This is a genomic window from Saccharothrix saharensis (assembly GCF_006716745.1).
In the GTDB taxonomy this organism is placed as follows: domain Bacteria; phylum Actinomycetota; class Actinomycetes; order Mycobacteriales; family Pseudonocardiaceae; genus Actinosynnema; species Actinosynnema saharense.
The window spans coordinates 5,808,269-5,831,178 of record NZ_VFPP01000001.1 but is presented as its reverse complement, the minus strand read 5'-3'; the positions used below and the strand labels follow the sequence as shown (position 1 = coordinate 5,831,178).

At 70.0% G+C, this 22,910-nt stretch carries 23 protein-coding genes and 1 riboswitch; of the genes, 13 read left to right on the top strand and 10 right to left on the bottom strand.

Annotation, left to right across the window (positions count from 1 at the left end):
* Positions 1–41 precede the first annotated feature (41 nt).
* The 6 genes from FHX81_RS26290 to FHX81_RS26265 all read left to right on the top strand — a co-directional run bounded on the left by FHX81_RS26290 (position 42) and on the right by FHX81_RS26265 (position 5,031).
* A complete protein-coding gene (locus FHX81_RS26290; RefSeq protein WP_141980722.1) occupies positions 42–395 on the top strand; it encodes an SSI family serine proteinase inhibitor in 354 nt (117 codons plus the stop codon).
* A gap of 288 nt (positions 396–683) precedes the next feature.
* Positions 684–2,597, top strand: a complete 1,914-nt coding sequence (locus FHX81_RS26285; protein ID WP_141980721.1) for an ABC1 kinase family protein — start codon at positions 684–686, stop codon at positions 2,595–2,597.
* Between the two features lie 31 nt (positions 2,598–2,628).
* Positions 2,629–3,339: a hypothetical protein gene (locus FHX81_RS26280; RefSeq protein ID WP_141980720.1), complete on the top strand. Its 711-nt coding sequence runs from the start codon at positions 2,629–2,631 to the stop codon at positions 3,337–3,339.
* A complete protein-coding gene (locus FHX81_RS26275; RefSeq protein ID WP_141980719.1) occupies positions 3,332–3,646 on the top strand; it encodes a transcriptional regulator in 315 nt (104 codons plus the stop codon). Before FHX81_RS26280 ends, FHX81_RS26275 begins: the two co-directional genes overlap by 8 nt.
* A complete protein-coding gene (locus tag FHX81_RS26270; RefSeq protein ID WP_141980717.1) occupies positions 3,643–4,128 on the top strand; it encodes a glutathione peroxidase in 486 nt (161 codons plus the stop codon). Before FHX81_RS26275 ends, FHX81_RS26270 begins: the two co-directional genes overlap by 4 nt.
* Before the next feature lie 195 nt (positions 4,129–4,323).
* Complete coding sequence (locus FHX81_RS26265) at positions 4,324–5,031, top strand: hypothetical protein (RefSeq protein ID WP_141980715.1); 708 nt, start codon at positions 4,324–4,326, stop codon at positions 5,029–5,031.
* Here the strand turns inward: FHX81_RS26265 and FHX81_RS26260 are convergent.
* The 8 genes from FHX81_RS26260 to FHX81_RS26225 all read right to left on the bottom strand — a co-directional run bounded on the left by FHX81_RS26260 (position 5,024) and on the right by FHX81_RS26225 (position 11,868).
* The gene (locus FHX81_RS26260; protein ID WP_141980713.1) at positions 5,024–6,253 is read right to left on the bottom strand and encodes a tyrosine-type recombinase/integrase; all 1,230 of its coding nucleotides are present in this window, start codon (positions 6,251–6,253) and stop codon (positions 5,024–5,026) included. The two genes, FHX81_RS26265 and FHX81_RS26260, sit on opposite strands and share 8 nt — an antisense overlap.
* A gap of 10 nt (positions 6,254–6,263) precedes the next feature.
* Complete coding sequence (locus tag FHX81_RS26255; protein WP_170232468.1) at positions 6,264–6,452, bottom strand: helix-turn-helix transcriptional regulator; 189 nt, start codon at positions 6,450–6,452, stop codon at positions 6,264–6,266.
* 23 nt (positions 6,453–6,475) lie between these two features.
* Positions 6,476–8,134: a replication initiator gene (locus tag FHX81_RS26250; protein WP_141980710.1), complete on the bottom strand. Its 1,659-nt coding sequence runs from the start codon at positions 8,132–8,134 to the stop codon at positions 6,476–6,478.
* Positions 8,131–9,603 (bottom strand): FtsK/SpoIIIE domain-containing protein, encoded by a 1,473-nt coding sequence (locus tag FHX81_RS26245; protein WP_141980709.1) that lies wholly within the window; start codon positions 9,601–9,603, stop codon positions 8,131–8,133. Before FHX81_RS26245 ends, FHX81_RS26250 begins: the two co-directional genes overlap by 4 nt.
* Positions 9,604–9,949: 346 nt before the next feature.
* Positions 9,950–10,204 (bottom strand): transcriptional regulator, encoded by a 255-nt coding sequence (locus tag FHX81_RS26240; protein WP_246107978.1) that lies wholly within the window; start codon positions 10,202–10,204, stop codon positions 9,950–9,952.
* Positions 10,201–10,506 (bottom strand): hypothetical protein, encoded by a 306-nt coding sequence (locus tag FHX81_RS26235; protein ID WP_141980708.1) that lies wholly within the window; start codon positions 10,504–10,506, stop codon positions 10,201–10,203. Before FHX81_RS26235 ends, FHX81_RS26240 begins: the two co-directional genes overlap by 4 nt.
* An 11-nt stretch (positions 10,507–10,517) precedes the next feature.
* A complete protein-coding gene (locus tag FHX81_RS26230; protein WP_141980707.1) occupies positions 10,518–10,949 on the bottom strand; it encodes a hypothetical protein in 432 nt (143 codons plus the stop codon).
* A gap of 139 nt (positions 10,950–11,088) precedes the next feature.
* On the bottom strand, positions 11,089–11,868 hold the full coding sequence (locus FHX81_RS26225) for a GntR family transcriptional regulator (protein ID WP_141984145.1): 780 nt from the start codon (positions 11,866–11,868) through the stop codon (positions 11,089–11,091).
* A 72-nt stretch (positions 11,869–11,940) separates the two neighbouring features.
* On the opposite strand from FHX81_RS26225, the gene FHX81_RS26220 reads away from it, so the two are divergent.
* Positions 11,941–12,366 carry an NUDIX hydrolase gene (locus tag FHX81_RS26220; RefSeq protein WP_141980706.1) on the top strand — a complete coding sequence of 142 codons (426 nt, stop codon included), beginning with the start codon at positions 11,941–11,943 and terminating at the stop codon, positions 12,364–12,366.
* A gap of 475 nt (positions 12,367–12,841) precedes the next feature.
* Here FHX81_RS26220 and FHX81_RS26215 read toward each other — a convergent pair whose 3' ends face one another.
* Positions 12,842–14,206, bottom strand: a complete 1,365-nt coding sequence (locus FHX81_RS26215; protein WP_141980705.1) for an L-serine ammonia-lyase — start codon at positions 14,204–14,206, stop codon at positions 12,842–12,844.
* Positions 14,207–14,210: 4 nt separating this feature from the next.
* Positions 14,211–14,591: a glycine cleavage system protein GcvH gene (gene gcvH / locus FHX81_RS26210; RefSeq protein WP_211363563.1), complete on the bottom strand. Its 381-nt coding sequence runs from the start codon at positions 14,589–14,591 to the stop codon at positions 14,211–14,213.
* A gap of 125 nt (positions 14,592–14,716) precedes the next feature.
* Positions 14,717–14,811, bottom strand: a riboswitch (glycine riboswitch).
* A gap of 194 nt (positions 14,812–15,005) precedes the next feature.
* Between gcvH and ald the strand changes: the two genes are divergently transcribed.
* The 6 genes from ald to FHX81_RS26180 all read left to right on the top strand — a co-directional run bounded on the left by ald (position 15,006) and on the right by FHX81_RS26180 (position 22,909).
* Positions 15,006–16,112: an alanine dehydrogenase gene (ald, locus tag FHX81_RS26205; RefSeq protein WP_141980703.1), complete on the top strand. Its 1,107-nt coding sequence runs from the start codon at positions 15,006–15,008 to the stop codon at positions 16,110–16,112.
* A gap of 344 nt (positions 16,113–16,456) precedes the next feature.
* Positions 16,457–16,639 carry a hypothetical protein gene (locus FHX81_RS26200; protein ID WP_141980702.1) on the top strand — a complete coding sequence of 61 codons (183 nt, stop codon included), beginning with the start codon at positions 16,457–16,459 and terminating at the stop codon, positions 16,637–16,639.
* A gap of 5 nt (positions 16,640–16,644) precedes the next feature.
* A complete protein-coding gene (locus FHX81_RS26195; protein ID WP_141980701.1) occupies positions 16,645–17,019 on the top strand; it encodes a hypothetical protein in 375 nt (124 codons plus the stop codon).
* 48 nt (positions 17,020–17,067) lie between these two features.
* Entirely contained in the window at positions 17,068–18,183 is a 1,116-nt protein-coding gene (locus tag FHX81_RS26190; RefSeq protein WP_141980700.1) for an ABC transporter ATP-binding protein, read from the top strand.
* A complete protein-coding gene (locus FHX81_RS26185; RefSeq protein WP_170232174.1) occupies positions 18,183–19,055 on the top strand; it encodes an ABC-2 transporter permease in 873 nt (290 codons plus the stop codon). Before FHX81_RS26190 ends, FHX81_RS26185 begins: the two co-directional genes overlap by 1 nt.
* Positions 19,056–19,150: 95 nt before the next feature.
* Positions 19,151–22,909, top strand: a complete 3,759-nt coding sequence (locus tag FHX81_RS26180; RefSeq protein ID WP_141980698.1) for an ABC transporter ATP-binding protein — start codon at positions 19,151–19,153, stop codon at positions 22,907–22,909.
* Position 22,910 lies beyond the last annotated feature (1 nt).

Below are 22,910 nucleotides of genomic sequence, written 5' to 3'. Positions count from 1 at the left end.
GTTCGCTGGAGGCGGCGGTGCGCGGCGGTCAGTCTGGTCGCATGGCACCACTCCCCTTGTTCGCGGCCATGGCCGCACTGATCCCCGCGTTCACCGCACCGGAGTCGAGCTTCGTGCTCAGCGTGCAGCGCGGCGAGGCGTTCCAACTCTCGAACCTGACGTGCGAACCCGCGGGCGGCCTGCACCCCAGAGCCGACCAGGCCTGCCTCGCACTGTCCGATGTGGACGGGCAGATCGACGGCCTGTCCACCGGGCAGGCGCTGTGCACGATGGAGTTCGACCCCGTGCGGGTGAAGGCGTCCGGCACGTGGCGCGGCGAGACCCGGTCGTTCGAGGCGGAGTACCCGAACCCGTGCGTGATGCTGGCCGAGACCGGCCCGGTGTTCGACCTCTGACGACGCCGCGAGGCGCTCGTGGAAGGGCCCGCGACACCGCCGCCGAAGTCGGGGCCCTCCCACGAGACCGCGAAGGTCCTCGGACCTCTCAGGGGACCGTAGGGACTGCCCTCCAGAACCGTCAACACTCTTCACATCCGTGAAAACCAGCGGTAACAGGAACCTGACTAGGCCATCACCGCCACCACCCCGGCAGTGAGCCATCCGAGTGATCGGAGCTCTGCTCACACCACGCACCGTCTCAGGGAGACCGCTCTATCCTCCGCGCGAACGCTGGGGGGAAGACGTATGGGTGATTTCCTGCTTTACACGGTCGGGGTGCCGGTGACGTTCCTGGCGCTGGTGCTCGGCATGGCGCTGGCCGCGCGACGCATCCTCGGGCTCCACGTCGGCCTGATCCGCACCGCGCTCGCGTGCATGGTCGGGCTGACGTCCAGCGAGGCGGCGTTGAGCGCCATGCCCGGCCCGGAGACCACGCCCGCGCTGGCGACCGTGCAGATCGGCGTCGCGCTGCTGCTGATGATCGGCGTGCTCACGTTCGCCGAGATCGTGGTCCCGACCGGTTCGGTCCCGCCGCCCACCGAGTGGTGGCGCGCGCTGCGCGGGCGGATCTCGCGCACCCGCCGCTACTCCCGGATCACCGCCATCGCGTTCCGCCACGGCCTCGGCCCGTACCTGCGCGGCCGGGAGCGCACCGACACCCGCCTGGCGCGGTCGTTGCGGCTGGCGCTGGAGGAGGGCGGCGTCACGTTCGTCAAGCTGGGCCAGGTGCTGTCCACCCGGCCCGACCTGCTGCCGCCGGACGTGGTGGACGAGCTGACGCTGTTGCAGGACAACGTGCCCGCCGCGCCGTGGCCGGCCGTGCGCGAGGTGCTGGTCGCCGAACTGGGGCAGCCGCCCGAGGACGTGTTCGCCGAGTTCGACGAGCGGCCGATCGCCGCCGCGTCCGTCGCGCAGGTGCACCGGGCACGGCTGAGGTCCGGCGAGGACGTCGTGGTGAAGGTGCAGCGGCCAGTCGTGCGGCGGGTGGCCGAGGGGGACCTCGACATCGTGCACCGGCTCGCGTCGACGCTGCACGACCGGACGCGCTGGGGCAAGGCGATCGGCGTGCGCGACCTGGCCGCCGGGTTCTCCGCCGCGCTGCGCGAGGAGCTGGACTTCCGGGTCGAGGCGCGCAACCTCGCGGCCGTGCGGGCGGCGTCGGACGGGACCGGCGTGGTGCTGCCGGCCGTGCACGAAGGGCTGTGCACGGCACGCGTGCTGGTCATGCAGCGGCTGGACGGCGTGCCGGTGCGGTCGGCGTCGCTGGAGTCGGTGGACCGGGACGCGCTGGCCCGCGCGCTGCTCGACGCGCTGCTGCGCCAGGTGCTCGTCGACGGCGTCTTCCACGCCGACCCGCACCCCGGCAACATCATGCTGCTGGGTGACGGCAGGCTCGGCATGCTCGACTTCGGCTCGGTGGGCCGGATCGACGCGCAGCTGCGGTCGGCGCTGGGCAAGCTGCTGCTGGCCGTCGACCACGGCGACCCGGCGGGGCTGCGCGACGCGTTGCTGGAACTGGTGGCCAGGCCGGACGAGATCGACGAGCAGCACCTGGAGCGCGCGCTCGGGCAGTTCATGGCACGACACCTGAGCACCGGGATGCGGCCGGACGTGGAGATGTTCGGCGACCTGTTCAAGCTGGTCTACCGGCACGGGCTGAGCATCCCGCCGGAGATCGCGGCGGTGTTCCGGGCGCTGGCCACGGTGGAGGGCACGCTGGGCGCGCTGTCACCGGGGTTCAACATCGTGGTCGAGTCGCGGTCGTTCGCGGACAAGCAGTTCAGCGAGCACCTGTCGCCGGAGTCGCTGCGGCGCACGGTGGCCGAGGAGCTGCACGCGGTGCTGCCCATGCTGCGGCGGCTGCCCCGGCGGGTGGACCGCATCTCCAGCGCGTTGGAGCAGGGGCGGCTGGGGTTGGGCGTGCGGCTGTTCGCGGACGAGCGCGACCGGCGGTTCATCGTCTCGCTGCTGCACCAGGTGATGCTGACCGTGCTCGGTGCGACGGCGGGCGTGATGGCGGTGCTGCTGCTGGGCGCGGACGGCGGGCCGGAGGTCGGTCCGGACCTCTCGCTGTTCCAGGTGTTCGGCTACAACCTGCTGGTCATCAGCGTGCTGCTGGGGTTGCGGGTGGTGGTGACGATCTTCCGACCCCGTGGTTGACGCCGTTGGTTTGCGGTGCAAATCTGACTGCGTGGCAGACCTGCTGGGTGACCTGGCCGCCCTGCGCCGCCGGGCGCGGGCGGACCGGCACGCCTACGCGTTCCCGCTGCTGTTCTTCGGCGTGGCGTCGTTCCTGGCGCTGCCGCTGCACGTGCCGCCGGAGGAGCCGACGTGGGCCTTCGCCGTGCGCCATCCCGTGCTGTTGGGCGCGTACTGGCTGGTCGTGCTGGTGGCGGGCGGTCTGGCGACGGTGTGGTGGTACCGGCGGCGCGGCGCGCGGGTGGGCATCGAGACGTCCACGCGGGGCTACCTCGGCGCGTCGGCGATCGGGCTGAGCGGCCCGGTGGTCGGGGTGGCGCTGGACGCCCTGCCGTTCCGGTTCCACTCGGGCACGGCCGTCGGGCTGATCGTGCTGGCGGTGGCGACCGCGCTGTGGCACCGGGGCGCGCCGCGCGTGGCGACCTTGCCGGCGGCGGTGCTGGGCACGGCCGTGCTCCAGCACGACCAGCCGGCGATCGCGCCGTTCATCGCGATCGGCCTCGGCCTGGTGGTGCTGGCCGCTCTGGAGCGCAGCACCCGGTTCACCACCGCCACCGCGGCGTACCTCGTGGCGCTGTGCGTGTCGGCCGCCTTCACACCGCTCGCGGTCCCGCACCCCACCGCCTGGACGACCGGCAGCGTGGTCGTGCTGCCCGGCTTGGTGCTCCTCGTCGGCGGGCTGGCGGGCCTGCGCCGTGGCTGAGCACCCGACCGCGTCGCTGGACGACGTGGTCCACCAGAAGCACCGGCTGGGCATCCTGACCGTGGCCGCCGAGGCGAAGCGGGTCGAGTTCGGCTACCTGCGGTCCACCCTGGAGCTGACGGCGGGCAACCTGTCGCGGCACATCGCGGTGCTGGCGCGGGCCGGCCTGGTCGCGGTGGAGAAGGGGTACGACGGCAAGCGGCCCCGGACGTGGGTCGACGTCACGCCGGCCGGGCGGGCGGCGCTGGCGGCGGAGATGGCGGCGTTGCGGGCCTTGGTGGAGCGGCACGTAGCCTCGCCGTCATGAGCATCCACGACATCCCGCTGCGCACGCTGTCCGGTGAGCCGTCGAGCCTGGGGGCGTTGGCGGGCAAGGCGCTGCTGGTGGTGAACGTCGCTTCGAAGTGCGGCCTGACGCCGCAGTACGAGGGCCTGGAGCGGCTGCAGGAGCGTTACGGGGCGCAGGGGTTCTCGGTGGTCGGGTTCCCGTGCAACCAGTTCGCGGGGCAGGAGCCGGGCACGGCGGAGGAGATCGCGACGTTCTGCTCCACCACCTACGGCGTGACGTTCCCCCTGTTCGAGAAGATCGACGTCAACGGCCCGTCCCGGCACCCGCTCTACGCCGAGCTGACGGCGTTCGCGGACGCCGACGGCGCGGCGGGCGACGTCCAGTGGAACTTCGAGAAGTTCCTGCTGTCCCCGTCCGGCACCATCACCGCCCGCTTCCGCCCGCGCACCGAACCGGAGGACGAGACCGTCGTGAAGGCGATCGAGTCGGTCCTGCCGTAGTCGCCCGAGCGCGGGAGGCGGCGGAACAGCCACCTCCCGCGCTCCGGGTCAGCACTCGATGACGTTGACGGCCAGGCCGCCGCGCGCGGTCTCCTTGTACTTCACCTTCATTCCTCCGACGGACTGACCTGGAATAACACGCTGTATCCGGTCGCCAGGCCGTCCATAGGCCGTCAGAAGCGATAAGCTACATGCGTGACGGTTCACAGACCTCAACTATCAGATCGACAGGAAACATCCACCCGAAAGTATCTCGGAAGAGTTTCCGTCACCATCGACGACCTCGACGCTTTAGTGAAAATGCTCTCGCACGACAACGAATCAAAAGTCACTATAGAATTTTCAGGCGGACATATAGACGAAGCGGCCGACATGAAGATCCTCAATGATGCGGAATTAAGTGAGATACGAGTAAAGGCCACCTCGGTCGAAGTTGTACTGTCTTCATATCAAGCAGTAGCCATAGGACGAGAAGACATCTGCGAGGCAATTAACAACCAATGGGCGCGAATGCGCAAAACAAGCGAAAAGCCCAGACTTCGGACGCACTATGGAGAGAAGTCGTCACAGGTATTCTCGCTACTGATGCTAGCTACAGTCACCCTCAGTCTAGGCGCCACCATCCTTCAATCCGCAGGACTGCGCGTACCCGACATAATCGGCTGGGGAAACGCCCCGCTCTCCGTGAAGTGGCCACTTTCAATTGCTTTTGTACTGACAGCAATATTCATGGTGCGCAGCGAATTTCGCGCTCCATGGACCTATGCAGTTATCAAACCATGGACCCTTGAAGACGAGCGATCCGAAGGGCCAGCAAATCAGCGAAATAAGATCGCGATAGCGGTCGCCACAACAAGTATCGTAGTGGCAACAGCAACGGCCATACTTGTAAAAATCATCTGATACAGAAAACTTCCTCCTCCTTAACCGCGAACCAAGACGAACGGTCAATTATTTGCCGCGCACGGTCGTTGCTCGACGGCAGCAGGTGCGTGTAGACGCGCATCGTGAAGGCCGGGTCAGCGTGGCCCAGCCACTCGGCGAGCGCCTTGATTGACTCGCCGCCGTCGAGCAGGACCGAGGCGAAGAAGTGCCGCAGCGCGTGCATGCCGTCCTGCCGCTTGGTCCGTCCCATGCCCGCCTTGTCGAGCGCAGGCCGCCACACCAGCCGGTTGAAATCGGACCGGTAGACCGCTCCCCCAACGTCCGTGGACAGGATCAGCCGTACGGTCTCAGGCGGGCCGTCCGGCTCCTTCCACGGCAGCGTGACCGTCACCGGTTCGATGAGCCGGATGTGGGCGTCGATATCTCGCAGGACCGACTGAGCCAGTGGTAACGAGCGCTCCTTGCCACCCTTCGGCGGTGCGAACACCAAGCGGTTGTCGACCACGGTCACCTGACGGACGACGTGAAGCATGTTCGCCTCACGGTCGATGTCCGTGTCGGAGAGCCCGAACACCTCGCCCTGACGGAGCCCACAGCCCGCCCCGAGTGTGACAGCCAACCGGTACCGCTTCGGTAGTGCCGCCTGGACCGCTGCGACCTTCTCCGGAGTCCACGGAACGATCTTCCGCTTGTCCGGCTGTGGCCGAGGCACGCTCTTGACCTTGCACGGGTTGGAGCCGATCCGCCTGTCATCCACGGCCGCGTCGAGGATGGCTGACAAGTGCACGAAGCACACCGATCGGGTGCTGTTGGCGATCTTCTTGGAGGTCAGCCAGGCCAGCCAGTCACGAATGTGGCGAGGCAGCAAAGCGCCCAGCTCGACCTCACCGAGCTTCGGGTAGATCAGGCTGTCGAGCCGGCTCCGCACCGAGGCCCGCGTCCCACCGGAGAACGCCATCCCGCGAAACCACTCGTCCCCGTACGCCCGCAGCGTGATCTTGCCTGCGTTCGGGTCGCGGTAATCACCGGAATGCTTGGCCGACTCCACGTCCCGCAGGAAGTCTTCCGCCGCCTTCTTGGCACGATCCGGGAAGCTCTTGCTCTTCTCGTTCCCCTCCGGGTCGAGGTAGCGCACCCGATAGCGCAGGCCCTGACCGTGTAGCGACGTCTTGACCCGCTTGACCTCCTTGGTCGCCGGGTCGCGGACGTCCTTCCACCAGCGATCTTGAACGTGTCCCACGACAGCCCCCCTACGCCGCTTGCTCGTTCAGGCCGTCAACCCACGCCCTCACCTGGTCAGGCACGTAACGCAGGTACCTCCCGATCTTCCGGACCGGCGGACCTTCTCCCCGCCACTTCCACTGGTAGAGCGTCTTCACCGGCACCCCGAGGTAGGCGGACACGTCATCCACACCCCAGAGCCGATCAATCCCCCGCATGTCAGTCATGGCGTTCCCCCTGGTCAAGCCGCTACCGGTGAAGTTGCTGAAAGGTTTGGCTCCGGTGGTCGTAGGTGGACGAGGACGGCTTGTGCCTGCTGGTACTCGGCTTGCCAGGCCAAACGCTGGGCGATCATGTGCATGAGCAGTTCAGCCCGTGATGGCGCGTGCGGGTCACCAGGTCGGACCGGACCCCACTGGAGGCGGGTCCGGTCGGAGTCCGGCTTGGCGATGCCCGCAGCGGCCAAGGCTTCACGGACGAACGTGGCCCGATCCGCCTTGTGCTCGGCCAGCGTCTTGCCCGACCAGCGACGCGAGACCAGAACACGGCGACCAGGAAGGCCGAGGGTGTCTCGGCGGTGTGCCTTGCCCTTGCAGTGGCCAGGGGTGGTCTTGGACGTGACGCCCTTGGGTTGGACGCCGTAGAGCAGCCAGACCGCGCAGCGCTCCGAGCACGGCGTGACGGCCAGCTCCGCCGCCAGGCGATCGGCGTGGTCGGCCAGGCCCGGTGAGGCGTCCTGCTCGACCACTTCGGTGACGGACTTGGTGAGGTACTTGGTCAGGTAGCCGATGTGCCGTCCGGACTCCTCCGTGCCGCCGAGGATGCCCTTGGAGTGGACCTGGCGGCCGAACTCGACCACGTGGGCCGGGGTGTCGAGGTTCGCGACGGCGTCGGCCCAGGCGGTCAACGGCTGCTCGGTGTCAGGGTCCACGAAGCCCTTGGTCCGCATGTCCCAGACCGGCAGCCGGTCGCCGCCATAGATCATCCGGTCGTGCTGGGGCCACCAGACCTGCAAGTACGTGGCTGCCGTGACCTGCCGGACGACCTTGTGTGGGATCGAGCCGCGCACGGCGAAGTGCACGTGAGGCGCGATCCGGCGTTGTGGTTCGACCGTGCCGAAGTACTGGACGTCCCAGCCGACGACCCGGCGGAGGTTCTGCCACCACCGGTCGACCAGGGAGGCGAAGTGCACCGCGTCCCGAGCGGCCCGCCGGTAGTCGTAGGTGTCCGGGGCGACCGGGGCACCGTCCGGCCCGACCTTGCCGTAGCTGTCGAGGGTGAGCGTGATGAACGTCGACGGCCGGTACTTGCCCGCGAACTCCCGCCCCACGGTGCGCTTGGCGACCTTCCGGCGAGGCAGGTTCGGCGCGTTCTGCCTGCGCCGGGTGGAGCGCGTGGGCGCCGGTCGACCGGACCGCTCGACGTTGGGGAGGTTCCCGCGGACTCCCTCACGCTTCAGGTCCGCGTCCGCCTCCCGGATGCCCTCGCGCAGGTCTTCCACCTGGTCAATCGCTCCCTCAGCCACAGCACGGCGGTACTCGGCCGTCAGGTCCGAGCGGTAGGTAACCAGCTCGACCTGGTCGACCGTGGGTGCGTGACGTTCGGCCACGGGCTCGTGGTCGAGGTGCCAGCCCTCACGGCACTGGGCCATGCGGGAGCGGCGGTTGCGTTCGGCGCAGGCCGGGCACTTGGATTCCTGGGTGGAGTTGCAGCGGATGCCGACGATCCGCACCTCTCCGGTGTCCAGGTCCACGACCTCCCGCAGCACGGGCCGGGTGCAGACGCCGTGTTGTTCGGCCGCCGCCTTGACCACGTCGAGGGACAGCGGCAGCCGGGCGCGTTCGGCCGAGGTCATGCCCGCCACGTCGAGCGGCACCGCAGGGACAACAGGGGTGGTCATGCCGCAGCACCTCCGGTCGCGTCGCCATCGGGTCGGGTCGGGAACTCGTGCACGGTCGCGTCGGCCAGGTAGACGCCCAGCTCGACCAAGTCCGCGTCGGTGACGTGGAAGGCCCGCACGCGCTCCGGCTCACCACGCCCATCGGTCTTCACCCAGGCCACGCCGGGTGTCTGCTCGCTGATCTCGTGAGCCGCAGCGCCACGGGCACGGGCACCGTCGCCAAGGACCATGTCCACCTGCGCCGACTCGTCCAGGCGCAGCGCCACGCGGGTGCCGAACAGGTGCCGGAACCCCACGACCTCCTTGCGCGGATCCTGCACCAAGCCCAGGACGCAGAAGCCCGGCGCACGGCCCTGTGAGGTGATGGTCTGGATGGCGCGGGTGGCCCGCTCCCGCAAGCCCTTGTCCGGCTGGTAGGCGATCAGGTCCGCCAGCTCGTCGACCACCAGCACCGTGAACGGCTCACCGTTCGAACGCGCCCACAGCCGGCGGACACCCCGGTACCGCGCCGCTCGTTCCTTGACCTCCGCCGCCAGCTCTTCCAGCAGCTCGACCGCCTCACGGCCGTTGTCGAACACCAGCCGGGTGAACGCGTCCGAGCACTGCCCCAGCTCCATACCGCCCTTGGGATCGATCCCCACCAGACGCACGAGACCGGCACGCACCGCTGGCGCGAGGTGCCAGATGATCGACCACAGCACCGATCCTTTGCCCGCGCCTTGCACGCCGACGCCGAGGATTTGGTTGCCCTGCAAGCGAATCCGCCACGGTTTGCCCGTCTCCGTGCGCCCGACCACTACCCGCTTGAGGTCGACCGCGTCAGCGTCGTCGGCCAGGGATGGCACCGGCAGCGACCGCGCCAACGGGTCGGAGTGGATGAAGTCGAGTTCGATCATCTTCGGCCGCAGCACCCGCACCCGGCACGACTGCGCCCCGAACGAGTGCGCCAGGCCGTCACGGCGCAGCTCCCACGCCTCCAGTGCCTGCGCCGGGATCATCCGCACCCGGACCCGATCCCGCCAACCCTCGGACCGGATGCGCCGCAGCTTCGGCCGGTACTCACGTCCCCGGTTGTCCTTGGCCAGCTCAGCCAGGCGCATCGTGGTGCGCCAGCGCGGCACGTACACCGTCGCCCGCCGGTACTCGGTGACCAGCCGGAACCACACGTGCCGCAGGAACGACGCCCGATGCAGGCCAGCCCAGACCGTGAGCCCCGCCGTCAGGCTCAGCAAGGCCAGGACCAGCGGCGACAGCCCGAACGACAGCCAGCACCAGGCCGCCGTCAACGGCACCAGCGTGACCACCGGGTACCGGACCACGACGAGCACCAGGCGCACGACACCGACCAGGAGCAGCCACACCAGCGCGACGACGAACGCCAACCACTTCAACTTGCCCGGCACCAACGCCCACCACGGCACCCGAGGCCGAGCACCCTCGAACGGAGCCGGATCAACCCAGCGCGCCATCAGACCACACCCCTGGCCGGGGCGAAGATCAGCGCGAGCCACCCCAGACAGGCGCAGCAGGCGAGCTGTCCGGGCGCGAACACACCGAACCGCTTGCACCGCTGGCACTTCGAACCGTTGGACAGCTTCCACCTTGACGGGGTGACGGCCCGACTTGACGCACGTCCCCCGCGACGAGATACCCTTGACATGACTGGAATCCCCTGTGTGTCAACAAAAGTGCATGGCGAAGCCAGTCGGGTGAGTCGCAGGGGGACAGCCGGAGCCCGCCAAGACTTGGACTGTCTCCCCGCGACCACACCGACCAGCCGCGAACTGTTCAGTTGTCACGCACCCACAGGCACGGTCACTCCTCGCTGACGTCGACCACGAACAGGTCTTCGAACGCCATCGGCGAAAGCGCCTTCAGCGCACCAGCTATGAACCCCGGCCCCGGCATCAACTCACCGGTCCGCACGCGCTTCACCGTCGACCGGTTGAGCCCCATGGCCTTGGCCAACGCGTAATCGGATCGGAACCCCGCCAACGTCATGGCGCGCCCAAAGGAGTTGGCCCGTAAGAAGACCGCGTACTTCGGCCTGGCCCCGGCGGCGGCCGTCATCGCGGGCGACTCCCCGGCCCCGACTCCCCGAAGAACGTGGCGTCCGACAGCACCGTGCCGCCTCCCGGCATCAACAGGTGGTTCGGGGACGGGTCGAGCACCCCGGCGAGGAAGTACGAGGCCCTGCCCAGCTCGGTCAGGAAGGTCGCCAACCTCGCCCGCCCGTCCTCGTCCTCCGGCAGCCCCAGCACGACCTCACCGGGGTCCATCACCAGCCGCAGCCCGTACCAGTCCGTACCCGGCTTGGTGACCACCTCCGGCCTGGCGTTCGGGCCGGGCGTCAACAGTCCTTCAATCTCCACGATGTGCCCTCTCAGGCCGCAACCGGCGGAGCGCCCGCCGACGAGTCCGACTTGCCGTTGCCCCGACGCCCCTTGGCCGCGTCCTGCGGTGACAGCATCTCCTCGGCCCAGATCGTGTAGTTGACCCAGCCGTCCCGGACGTACGGCGACACCTTCAACCCCGTGAAGACGGCCGGTCGGAACGGCGTACCGGGCAGCACCTCCGGCGGAACCGGCTGGTACTCCGACGCGATCTTGACCACCGCCCCGGTGTTCTTGCCCCGCGCCGACGGGTCCGTGCCCTGCACCGTCCACACCGGCAGGCCCGTCACCTTGTCGTTGGCCGGGCGAGGTGCCTTGCCCTCGTTGAACTCCTGCGCCCGCTCCACCTTCAGCACGAAGAACCCTTGCGGGAACAGCTCGTCGAAGGTGATCGGGAACCTGTGACCAGCAGGAATAGCCATCGTTAGACCTTTCTCGATCTTCCGTAGGGCTCCTTGACCGGAGCCGATCAGCTCACCTAGTCCTCTAGACAAGTTCACCGTAGCTAGTCGTCTAGAGGAGTTCAACCACTCCGCCCTTCTCTTCGCTTTTGCAACGAGCTCACTTGGCCGGGACGTCGTACTCCAGCACGAACGACGTGGCCACCTTGACCGTGTCGCAGACCTCCACCGCACGACCCTTGGTGTCGAACGCCGTACGGACCAACGTCAACACCGGCGACCCCGACCCGATCTCCAACGTCTTGCGCTCATCCGGCGTAGGCATCCGCGCCGACACCTCTTCGGTGAACCGCGCCAGCTCGTGCCCAGCCTCCTCGATCCGCGCATAGATTCCACCGGGCCCGGTGTTCACCTCCGCGATGGCCGTCCCCTTGGCGATCGACTCCGGGATGTACGACGTGGCCACCTCCACCGGCCGCCCATCCGCCAGGTACCGCCGCGACCGAACGATCACCCGTTCCCGCGGCTTCAACCCCAACCGCTCCGCCACCTCAGCCGACGCAGGCTCGTTCGTGACCCGGATCTGGTCGACCCCCGGCACGTGCCCAGCCGCCTCGGCCTCAGCCAGGAAGGCCGACTTCCCCTCCTGTCGATGCCGCCGCGCGAACCGGTCCGACGCCAGTCGACGCACCGGCGGAGCCGACCGCACGAAGACGCCTTTACCGTGCTGCGCCACCACCAGGCCCTCGGTTCGCAGCTCCTTGATGGCCTCACGAACCGTCATCCGAGCCACGCCGTAGTGGTCGATCATCGCGGCTTCAGACGGCAACTGCTCGCCAGGAGCGAGGCGACCGCGCTCGATGTGCCGGCGCAGGATGTCGGCGATCTGCCGATACGGCGGACGATCCACCGTTCTGTCTATAGTCCCTAGATCGAGCATGGTCTCCAACTCCTACAGACGACTAGACGTGCATATCGTCCCACAGTGGGACAGTGAGGCGAAAGCGGGGAAATGGCAGACACGCCGCGCCATTCGGTCAGCGTCGCCGGAATCGTGGTCAACGATTCAGGTCGAGTGCTCGTCATCCGCCGCAGGGACAACGACCGCTGGGAGCCACCCGGCGGAGTCCTGGAGATGGCCGAGACGTTCGAGGAAGGCGTCAGGCGGGAGGTGCTGGAGGAGACCGGCATGTCGGTGCAGGTCCAACGGCTCACCGGCGTCTACAAGAACATGCAGCGCGGCATCGTCGCCCTGGTCTACCGCTGCACACCGCTGAACGAGCCGGCCTCCGCAAGCGCTGAAGCGGTCGAGGTCCGTTGGATGACGCTGGACGAAGTCCGCGAAGCAATGTCACCGGCGTACGCAGTACGAGTCACCGATGCGTTCGAGCCCGAATTGCACACCCGCGCTCACGACGGCGTGAACCTCCTGCCGTAGTCGCTGCTGAATTCTGCTGTATGGGATCAAGGCGCGCCGCCTGCGGCGGCGCGCGGCAAGGTCCGACGCACGTTGGCACCGACTCCCCGCATCCCGGCACGACAGGCTCCCGCTCCGCTCCGCCCGTCGGCCGTGCGCGGAGTCGGTGCACGTGGTCGGGAGGCGGCGCGCCAGCCGGAGGGGACGACAGCTCCCAGCCGCAGCAGTCGGGACGATCGCGCGGTCACGCGGCTTGGTCAGGCTGGGCACGGCGATCGACTGCCGCAGCGGCTTCGCCGCCTTGCCAACGAGAAGTCCTTGCGCGGCAACGAGGATCAGGCCCAAGACGCGCAAACGGGCTCCACCCCGCGCTACCGAGGTGAAGCCCGTCAGATGCGGCTCAAGATCAGGCCGTCTCCAGGCCGTGAGACGTCAGGCAGTGGCGAGAACCACCGAGGAACGATGGAAGCCATCCGCCCTGGTCAGAGCGCGGATATCAGCACTCGATGACGTTCACGGCCAAGCCGCCGCGCGCGGTCTCCTTGTACTTCACCTTCATGTCCTTGCCCGTCTCACGCATGGTCTTGATGACCTTGTCCAGGGACACGAAGTGCGAACCGTCCCCCCGCAACGCCATCCGCGCCGCCGTGATCGCCTTGATGGACGCCAACGCGTTGCGCTCGATGCACGGGATCTGCACCAGCCCGCCGATCGGGTCGCACGTCAGCCCCAGGTTGTGCTCCATGGCGATCTCGGCCGCGTTCTCGACCTGCTCCGGCGTCCCGCCCAGCACCTCGGCCAACCCGCCGGCCGCCATCGAGCACGCCGAGCCGACCTCGCCCTGGCACCCGACCTCCGCGCCGGAGATGGACGCGTTCTCCTTGAACAGCACGCCGACCGCGCCCGCGGTCAGCAGGAAGCGCACCACGCCGTCGGCGGACGCACCCGGCACGAACCGGGTGTAGTAGTGCAGCACCGCGGGCACGATGCCGGCCGCGCCGTTGGTCGGGGCGGTCACCACGCGGCCGCCGGCGGCGTTCTCCTCGTTCACCGCCAGCGCGAACAACGTCACCCAGTCCATCACCCGCAACGGGTCGGTGGCGTAGTGCTCGGCGGTCATCCGCCGGCGCATCTCGGCCGCCCGCCGGCGCACCTTCAAGCCGCCGGGCAGCACGCCGGTCTCCGTGCAGCCGCGCTCGACGCACTCCTGCATCACGTCCCAGATGTGCAGCAGCCCCGACCGCACCGACGCCTCGTCCCGCCACGACAGCTCGTTGGCCAGCATGACCTCGCTGATCGACAGCCCGGTCTCCCGGCACCGCGCCAGCAGCTCGTCACCGCTGCGGAACGGGTGCGCGACCGGCGTCTCGTCCGGCTTGATCCGGTCGGTCCCGGTGGCCGTCTCGTCCACCACGAACCCGCCGCCGACCGAGTAGTACACCGCCGAGTCGACCACGGTGTCACCCGAGTGGGCGGTGAAGCTCATCCCGTTCGGGTGCAACGGCAACGACTTGCGCCGGTGCATCACCAGGTCGGTGTCCTCGGTGAACGCGATCTCCCGCACGCCGGCCAGCCGCAGCCGCCCGGTGGACCGGATCTCCGCCACCCGCCGCTCGGCCTCGACCGGGTCGACCGCCTCCGGCCGACAGCCCTCCAGGCCGAGCAGGACCGCCTTCGGGCTCCCGTGCCCGTGCCCGGTCGCGCCGAGCGACCCGAACAGCTCCACGTGCACCCGGTCGACCGAGCCCAGCGCGGGCCGCAGCCGCTCGGTGAACAGCATCGCCGCGCGCATCGGGCCGACGGTGTGCGAGCTCGACGGCCCGATCCCCACGGAGAACAGGTCGAACACGCTGATCGCCATGGCGTCAGTCCCCGGTCAGTTCCGCGTACTTCGCCGCGGTCAGCAGCCCCGTCGCGTCGGTCACCGCCACCTTGAACAGCCACCCGCCGCCGTACGGGTCGTTGTTGATCAACGACGGGTCGGCCACGGCCGCCGGGTTGACCTCGACCACCTCACCGCTGACCGGCGCGTACAGGTCGCTGACCGACTTGGTCGACTCCAGCTCGCCGCACACCTGGCCGGAGGTCACCGCGGTGCCGACCTCGGGCAGCTCGACGAACACGATGTCGCCCAACGAGTCCGCCGCGTACGAGGTGATGCCGACCGCCACGGGCTCTTGGGTACCCGGCGCCCAGTCCACCCATTCGTGCTCGGGCGTGTACAGCAGGTTGTCCGGAAAAGTCACGACAGCGCTCCCTAGGACGGCAAGGTCTTCGACCCCACTCTGTCCTGGGACCTGAGAGCTTCACCGACGCCGCAGCGTCGGCTTGCACCGTGGGTGCGCCGGACGTGCGCGCTTTCCAGAGTCGCCTCACCCGAGCGGTTCTCGCTGCCTGAGAGTGTGCGGGGTGCTTGCTCCTTCGGCGCCCCGGCACGATCACCGAGGTCTCTCCCGCGCGGGTTCCGGCGCTCACGACGCGCCGCGGCCGATGTTCAGTTGGTCGCCCGAACGCTAGGTGCCGACGCCGACGGGTGTCAACGCGCCCCCTGACTTGTTCCGCCCGCACAACCACGCACGGCCGTGTTGGTGGGGTCGACACGATGACACCGAAAACGCTGTACCGGACCTTGGGTGTAACAACGGCCGAAGGAGCCCACCGTGCGGATCGCAGTTCCCCGCGAGATCAAGAACCACGAGTACCGCGTCGCGCTGACCCCGGCGGGCGCCCACGAGCTGACCCAGCGCGGCCACGACGTGGTCGTGGAGACCGGCGCGGGCCTCGGTTCGGCGATCACCGACGAGGAGTACCTGGCCGCCGGCGCGAAGGTGCTGGCCACCGCGGACGACGTGTGGGCCGAGGGCGACCTGGTGCTCAAGGTGAAGGAGCCCATCGCGGAGGAGTACCCGCGGCTGCGCAAGGGCCAGGTCCTGTTCACCTACCTGCACCTGGCCGCCGACCGGCCGCTGACGCAGGCGCTGCTGGACTCCGGCACCACCGCCATCGCCTACGAGACCGTGCAGACCCCGAACGGCGCGCTGCCGCTGCTGGCGCCCATGTCGGAGGTGGCGGGCAGGCTCGCACCGCAGGTGGGCGCGTTCTCGCTGATGAAGCCCTCCGGTGGGCGCGGCGTGCTGCCCGGCGGCGTGCCCGGCGTGCACCCGGCGCGCGTGGTCGTCATCGGCGGCGGCGTGGCGGGCCTGAACGCGGCGGCCATCGCCGTCGGCATGGGCGCGGACGTGGAGATCCTGGACACCAACGTGGACCGGCTGCGCCACATCGACGCCCTCTACCAGGGCAGGCTGCGCACCGTGACGTCCAACCGGTTCTCCGTCGAGCAGGCCGTGCGCGAGGCCGACCTGGTCATCGGCGCGGTGCTGGTGCCCGGCGCGAAGGCGCCGAAGCTGGTGAGCAACGAGCTGGTGGCGGACATGAAGCCCGGCTCGGTGCTGGTGGACATCGCGATCGACCAGGGCGGCTGCTTCGCCGACTCGCGGCCCACCACGCACGCCGACCCGACCTACCAGGTGCACGACGCGGTCTTCTACTGCGTGGCGAACATGCCCGGCGCGGTGCCGCGCACGTCGACCTACGCGCTGACCAACGTGACGCTGCCGTACGCCGTGGCGCTGGCGGACCACGGCTGGGAGGCGGCCCTGCGCGGTGACGCGTCGCTGGCGCTCGGCCTGAACGCGCACGAGGGCCTGCTCACCAACCTGCCGGTGGCCCAGGCGCACGGGATGACCCACACGCCGCTGGACGTCTGAGCACCCACCTGCCGCGAAGGGCCCCGCTCACAGCACGTGAGCGGGGCCCTTCGGCAAGAAAGACGGCCCGCTCAACCAGCCTGGGGGTCACTGGGAGCGGGCCGCGTCACCAATCCTAGCCGGGAACAGGGGTCCGTGCCCAGCGACCCCACCGATCCGGCCCACAGTTCGCCCGGCGGTGGCAACGCGCCGTGCCCGCGCTCAAGCGATCGAGTGAACTTGGGTGATAACGGGTAAGTCACGACGACCCCTCGACCGATGGACAGGGCAGGAACTCCGCAGCTACGGAGCGGGGTCGTCCGCTCGCGCGGCGTCGTGCCGCGCCATCGCCGATCGGAGCGCACATGGCTGAACCCGAGGGCTGGATCGACTGCCACGACCCGTTCGGGCGAGACCGGTCGATGACCGTGCTCGTCGAGGACGACCGGGTTCTGCTGGTCGCGCCGCCCGGCGAGTCCGCTGTGATGTCCGTCACCCAGACGCGCAGGCTGCACCGCCTGCTCGACCAAGCCGCCGGCCGGATGTGACCCGCGTGGACGAGGTGCTGCGGGCCGCCGTGCTGCGCCGGCTGGCGCTGCTGGACGAGGCCGCCGAGAGCGGCGAGGCGGACGCGCTCGTGCCGCTCGCGCGCTCCGAGATCCACCGCCTGGCCGACGGGTGGCGGCTGCTGCTGACCGTGCACCAACCGGATCCGGACGGCCGCTGCGGCGCGTGCCCCGGCATTCTGCGGCACAAGAAGTGGCCGTGCCAGGTGTGGACGATGGCGCACCAGCACCTCATCGGCGACGGCCTGCCGCACCGCGAACGCCGCCGCCCGCTGCGCACGCTGCGCCGCACGGCCGAGGTCGAGACCACCGCGGAGATACCGAGGGTGGCCTCGAAACCGCGACACGCCCTCCCCGAGTGACCCTCCTAGGGCAGGATGACGCCCGGTAGGAGTACTCGGGAGGGACGCGTGCACGACGGCAGTGGCCGCATCGTGGTGCAGAACTTGACCAAGCAGTTCGGTCCGGTCGCAGCGGTGCAGAACCTCAGCTTCACGGTGGAACCCGGTTCGGTGACCGGCTTCCTCGGCCCCAACGGGGCAGGCAAGACGACGACGCTGCGCATGCTGCTCGGCCTGGTGACCCCGACCGCGGGCATCGGGTTGATCAACGGCAGGCCGTTCGGCCAACTGGGCAACCCGGGCCGGGTGGTGGGCGCGGTGCTGGAGGCGCAGGGCTTCCACCCCAAGCGGACCGCCCGCGACCACCTGCGGGTCTACGCCGCCGCGATCGGCGTGCCGGACTCGCGGGCCGACCAGGTGCTCGGGCTCGTCGGCCTCGCCGCGGCGGGCGACCGCAAGGCGGGCGGGTACTCGCTGGGCATGAAGCAGCGGCTGGCCCTGGCCACCGCGCTGCTCGGCGACCCGCAGATCCTGGTGCTGGACGAGCCGGCCAACGGGCTGGACCCGGAGGGCATCGCGTGGCTGCGGACGTTCCTGCAGTCCTACGCGCGCAGCGGCCGGACCGTGCTGATCTCCAGCCACCTGCTGGCCGAGGTCGAGCAGACGGTCGACCAGGTGGTCATCATCAGCCGCGGCCAGACCATGTACTACGGTCCGCTGGACCACCTGCGCAGCCGGCAGCAGGGCCGGGTGCTCGTGCAGCCGTCGGACGTCGGCGCGCTGGTCGGCGCGCTGCGCGAGGACGGCGTCACCGCGATCGAGCAGCTGCCCGACGGCCGCATCGCGGTCGGCGGCGTGGATGCCAAGCAGGTCGCCGACACCGCGTTGAAGGCGGGCGTGTCGATCTACGGCCTCCAGGAGGAGAAAGCCGACCTGGAACGGCTGTTCTTCCAGCTCACCAACGGCCAGTACGCCGCACCGGGCCAGTACGCGCAGCCGGTCGCGTACCAGCAGCCGGGCTACCAGGCGCCGCCGCAGGGCTACCAGCAGCAGCCGCCGCCGCCCGGCTACCAGCAGCAGTACCAGCAACCCCCACCCGGCTACCAGCAGCCACCACCGGGTTACCAGCAGGACAACCCGTACGGTCCGCAGCACGGCCAGGGCGGCCTCGGGGGCGGTGCGTGATGGGCAACCTGATCAAGTCAGAGTTCCGCAAGACCACCACCACGGGCCTGTGGTGGGGCCTGATGATCCCGACCGTGCTGCTCGCGTTCGGCTGGGCGCTGGGCACCGGCGCCATCTTCAAGTCCGTCTCGGACTTCATGGGCAGCTCCGACGCCGAGGACCTGGCCGCGATCCTCAACGTCGACCCGTCGCAGTGGCAGATGTCGGTGTTCGGGATCGCCCGCAGCATCAACGTGGCCACGATCTTCCCGATGATCTTCGGCGGCCTGGCGATCGCGAACGAGATCAACCGCAAGACGATCACCACCACGTTCCTGACCGCGCCGAACCGGGTCTCCTCGCTGGCCGCCAAAATGATCGTCTACGTCCTCTGGGGCGCGATCTTCGGCGTCGCGATCGTGGCGTCGGTGAGCCTCGGCATCGCGCTGACCTCGAACTCCAGCATGCTGCCCGACGCGGGCGGGTGGCTCGCGCTGGCCGGTGTCGGCGTGCTGTCCTCGATCCTGATGACGATGTTCGGCGTCGGTGTCGGCGCGCTGATGACCAGCGTCGTGGGCACCACCGTGGTGCTGCTGCTCTACATGCTGATCGTGGAGAACGGCATCCAGCTCGTGCTGGCGTCGCAGGGCCTGCCGGAGATCATCGGCTTCCTGCCCAACGGCGCGGTGAACGGCCTGACCGGCTCGGTGGCGTCGTCGCTGTTCCTGGCCAACGCGGGCGTCGTGCCGGAAGACCTGGTGGAGGGGCTGCGGGCCATCGCGGGCGCGCTGGGCGCGTTCGACTGGTGGTTGAGCGGTCTGATCTTCCTGGTCTGGACGGCGCTGTTCTTCCTCGGCGGCTGGGCGGCCACGCAGCGCAAGGACATCACCTGATCGGAGTGACCTTGATCGAATGACGGAGGCCGTCCCGAAGTTCGGGGCGGCCTTCGTCACGTCCGCGGGTGCCGACGCTGTCGGTGGTCCGACCTATGTTGGAACCCGTGACTTCTTCCGACGGCTGGATCCGCAGGCTCGCCAGGGCGTGCTGGCAGCACCGCGCGCTCGTGGTGCTGTCGGTGCTCGCCGCCGTCGTGGGCGTGGGGTTGCAGGCCGTCGGCCCGCTGCTGATCAAGGTCGCGGTGGACGACGCCGTGTCCGGTCGGACCGACCGGTTGACGTGGCTCGCGATCATCCTGGTCGGCCTGGAGCTGCTGACCTTCGGCACCGCGTTCGTGCGCCGCTACCTGGGCGGGCGGCTGGCCGTGGACGTGCAGCACGACCTGCGGCAGGCCGTGTTCGGCGCGGTGCAGCGGCTGGACGGGCCGAAGCAGGACGCGCTGCGCACCGGCCAGGTGGTGTCCCGCTCGATCACCGACCTGCAACTGGTCAACAGCCTGCTGTCGATGACGCCGCTGGCGCTCGGCACGGTCGTGTTCGCGGTGGCGGCCATCGTGGCGATGTTCTGGCTGTCGCCGCTGCTGACCGTGATCGCGCTGGTGATCGTGCCCGCCGTCGGCGTGGTCGCGGCGCGCAGCAGGCTGACGCTGTTCCCGGCCACCTGGTCGGCGCAGCAGCGCGCGGCCGACGTGGCGCAGCAGGTCGAGGAGACCGTCACCGGCGTGCGCGTGGTCAAGGGCTTCGGCCAGGAGGTGCGCGAGGTCGCCCGCCTGGAGTCGCGCGCCCGGCTGCTGTTCGGCGAGCGCATGCGCGCCGCCCGGCTGACCGCCCGGCCGTCCGCGACGTTGACCGCGCTGCCCTACCTGGGCCAGGTGGCGGTGCTGGCGCTGGGCGGCTGGCTGGCGCTGCGCGGCGAGATCGGCCTGGGCACGTTCCTGGCGTTCGCGACCTACGTGGCCACGCTGGTCGGCCCGACCCGGCTGCTGGCGAGCCTGATGGTGACCGCCCAGTTGGCCCGCGCGGGCGTGGAGCGGGTGTACGAGCTGGTCGACTCGCAGCCGTCGGTGGTGGACGGCGACCGGGACGTGCCCGCCGGTTCGATCGCGGTGGAGCTGCGGGACGTGACGTTCGGCTACACGCGCAGCGAACCGGTGCTGTCCGACGTGTCGCTGCGGGTCGAGCCGGGCGAGACGCTGGCGATCGTCGGCACCGCGGGCTCGGGCAAGTCCACCGTGTCCCTCCTGCTGCCGCGGTTCTACGACGTGCACGAGGGCGCGGTGTCCGTGGGCGGCGTGGACGTCCGCGAGCTGCGGCTGTCCTCGCTGCGCCGGACCGTCGGCACGGTGTTCGAGGAGGCGTTCCTGTTCTCCGACACGGTCCGGGCGAACATCGCCTACGGCCTGCCGGACGCCTCCGACGAGCAGGTGCGCGCGGCGGCGCGGGCGGCCGAGGCGCACGAGTTCATCGAAGCGCTGCCCCACGGCTACGACACCGTCGTCGGCGAGCGCGGCCTGACCCTGTCCGGCGGTCAGCGCCAACGCGTGGCCCTGGCCCGCGCCCTGCTCTCCGACCCGCGCGTGCTGGTCCTGGACGACGCGACCTCGGCCGTGGACAACGCCACCGAGGCCGCGATCCACCGCACGCTGGCCGCCGTGACGGCCGAGCGCACCACGTTGCTCATCGCGCACCGGCGGTCGTCGCTGGCGCTGGCCGACCGCATCGCCGTGCTCGACGCGGGCCGGGTGGTCGACATCGGCACGCACGCCGAGCTGCACCACCGCTGCCGGCTCTACCGCGACCTGCTCGCGGGCCCGGGCGAGGCCATCGAGCAGGTGGACGCCCGCGCCGACGCCCGCCTGGAACCGGGCCCGGACGGCTGGACCCCGGACCTGTGGCCCGAGTCGGACGAGGACGAGCTGGCCGTGCGCGCGGCGAACCGCGCCGTGGGCACCGCCAAGCTGTCCCGGGGCGGCGGCGGTACGTCCGCGCTGCTGGGCGGCACCCCGCCCACCCCCGAGCTGATGGCCCGCGTCCACGCCCTGCCACCGGCCCGGGACGTGCCCACCCTGGACGGCGAGGACCCGCGCGCCCCCGACCCGGGCTTCCGGCTGCGCACCCTGCTCCGCCCGGTCCGCTGGGCGATGGTCGGCGTCGCCGGCCTGCTGCTCGTCGACACCGCGCTGGCGGTCGCCTCGCCGAACCTCGTGCGCCTGGGCATCGACCGGGGCGTCATGGGCGGCCAGGGCGAGTGGCTGTGGATCGCCGCGGCGATCAGCTTCACCCTCGTCGTCCTCGGCTGGCTGTCCGCCGCCGCCGGCACCGTCGTGACGTCCCGCGTCGGCGAGCGCCTGCTCTACCTGCTGCGCGTGCGCAGCTACGCCCACCTGCAACGACTCGGCCTGGACTACTACGAGCGCGAGATGGCCGGCCGGATCATGACCCGGATGACCACCGACGTGGACGCCCTGTCCAGCTTCCTGCAGACGGGCCTGACCACGTTCGCGATCAGCGTCCTGACCGTTGTCGGCATCGCGGTGGCCCTGGTGGTCACCGACCCGGGCCTGGCGCTGGTGGCGCTGGCCGTGCTGCCGATCCTGCTCGTCGCGACCGTGATCTTCCAACGCGTCTCCTCCGCGGCCTACGCGGAAGCCCGCGAACGGGTCAGCGCCGTCAACGCCGACCTGCAGGAGAACGTCTCGGGCCTGCGCGTCTCCCAGGCCTACACGCGGGAGGCGCGCTCGGCGGAGGCCTTCGCCGAGCGCAGCGACGCCTACCGCCGTTCCCGGATCCGGGCCCAGCGCTACATCGCCACCTACTTCCCGTTCCTGGCCCTGCTCTCGGGCGTGGCGCAGGCCGCGATCCTCGTGGTCGGCGCGTACCGGGTCGCGGACGGCACCCTGTCCCCCGGCGTGCTGCTTGCGTTCGTGCTCTACCTGGGCCTGTTCTTCTCGCCGCTGTACCAGCTGTCCGGCGTCTTCGACGGCTACCAGCAGGCCAGGGTGGGCCTGAGCCGCATCGGCGACCTGCTGCGCACGCCGACCACCGTCCCACCGGCCGCCGACCCCGTGCCCGTCACCCACCTGCGCGGCGAGGTGGAGCTGCGCGACGTCTCGTTCACCTACCAGGGCACCACCCAACCGGCCGTCGAGGGCATCTCCCTGCACGTCTCCCCGGGTGAAACCGTCGCCTTCGTCGGCGCCACGGGCGCGGGCAAGTCCACCCTGGTCAAGCTGGTGGCGAGGTTCTACGACGCCACCGAGGGCACGGTCCTGGTCGACGGCGTCGACATCCGCGACTACGACCTCTCGGACCTGCGCCAACGCCTCGGCATCGTCCCCCAGGAAGCCCACCTGTTCGGCGGCGACATCGCCGAGAACGTCGCCTACGGCAAACCGGACGCCACCCGCGCCGAGATCGAAACAGCGGTCCGCGCCGTGGGCGCCCTGCCCGTCGTCGCCTCACTGCCCAAGGCGTTCCACCAACAAGTGGGCGAACGCGGCCAAGGCCTCTCCGCCGGCCAACGGCAACTGGTCGCCCTGGCCCGCGCCGAACTGGTCCAACCGACCATCCTCCTGCTGGACGAAGCCACCGCCGCCCTGGACCCGGCCACCGAATCCGCCGTCCTGACCGCCGGCGACCACCTGGCCGGCTCCCGCACCACCTTCGTCGTCGCCCACCGCCTCGCCACCGCCGCCCGCGCCGACCGGATCATCGTCCTGTCCGAGGGCCGCATCGTCGAACAAGGCACCCACGCCGACCTCCTGCGGGCCGACGGCCCCTACGCCCACCTCTGGTCCCAGGGCCGGACGACCACCGACCACGTCCCCCCGACCCCCGCCAACGTCCCCTGAC

Excerpts from the sequence above, each read along its gene's own strand:
- FHX81_RS26290 (WP_141980722.1), top strand. The coding sequence starts at position 42 with ATGGCACCACTCCCCTTGTTCGCGGCCATGGCCGCACTGATCCCCGCG.
- FHX81_RS26285 (WP_141980721.1), top strand. The coding sequence starts at position 684 with ATGGGTGATTTCCTGCTTTACACGGTCGGGGTGCCGGTGACGTTCCTG.
- FHX81_RS26270 (WP_141980717.1), top strand. The coding sequence starts at position 3,643 with ATGAGCATCCACGACATCCCGCTGCGCACGCTGTCCGGTGAGCCGTCG.
- FHX81_RS26255 (WP_170232468.1), bottom strand. The coding sequence starts at position 6,452 with ATGCGGGGGATTGATCGGCTCTGGGGTGTGGATGACGTGTCCGCCTAC.
- FHX81_RS26250 (WP_141980710.1), bottom strand. The coding sequence starts at position 8,134 with ATGACCACCCCTGTTGTCCCTGCGGTGCCGCTCGACGTGGCGGGCATG.
- FHX81_RS26245 (WP_141980709.1), bottom strand. The coding sequence starts at position 9,603 with ATGGCGCGCTGGGTTGATCCGGCTCCGTTCGAGGGTGCTCGGCCTCGG.
- FHX81_RS26240 (WP_246107978.1), bottom strand. The coding sequence starts at position 10,204 with ATGACGGCCGCCGCCGGGGCCAGGCCGAAGTACGCGGTCTTCTTACGG.
- FHX81_RS26230 (WP_141980707.1), bottom strand. The coding sequence starts at position 10,949 with ATGGCTATTCCTGCTGGTCACAGGTTCCCGATCACCTTCGACGAGCTG.
- FHX81_RS26225 (WP_141984145.1), bottom strand. The coding sequence starts at position 11,868 with ATGCTCGATCTAGGGACTATAGACAGAACGGTGGATCGTCCGCCGTAT.
- FHX81_RS26220 (WP_141980706.1), top strand. The coding sequence starts at position 11,941 with ATGGCAGACACGCCGCGCCATTCGGTCAGCGTCGCCGGAATCGTGGTC.
- FHX81_RS26215 (WP_141980705.1), bottom strand. The coding sequence starts at position 14,206 with ATGGCGATCAGCGTGTTCGACCTGTTCTCCGTGGGGATCGGGCCGTCG.
- FHX81_RS26200 (WP_141980702.1), top strand. The coding sequence starts at position 16,457 with ATGGCTGAACCCGAGGGCTGGATCGACTGCCACGACCCGTTCGGGCGA.
- FHX81_RS26185 (WP_170232174.1), top strand. The coding sequence starts at position 18,183 with ATGGGCAACCTGATCAAGTCAGAGTTCCGCAAGACCACCACCACGGGC.
- FHX81_RS26180 (WP_141980698.1), top strand. The coding sequence starts at position 19,151 with ATGTTGGAACCCGTGACTTCTTCCGACGGCTGGATCCGCAGGCTCGCC.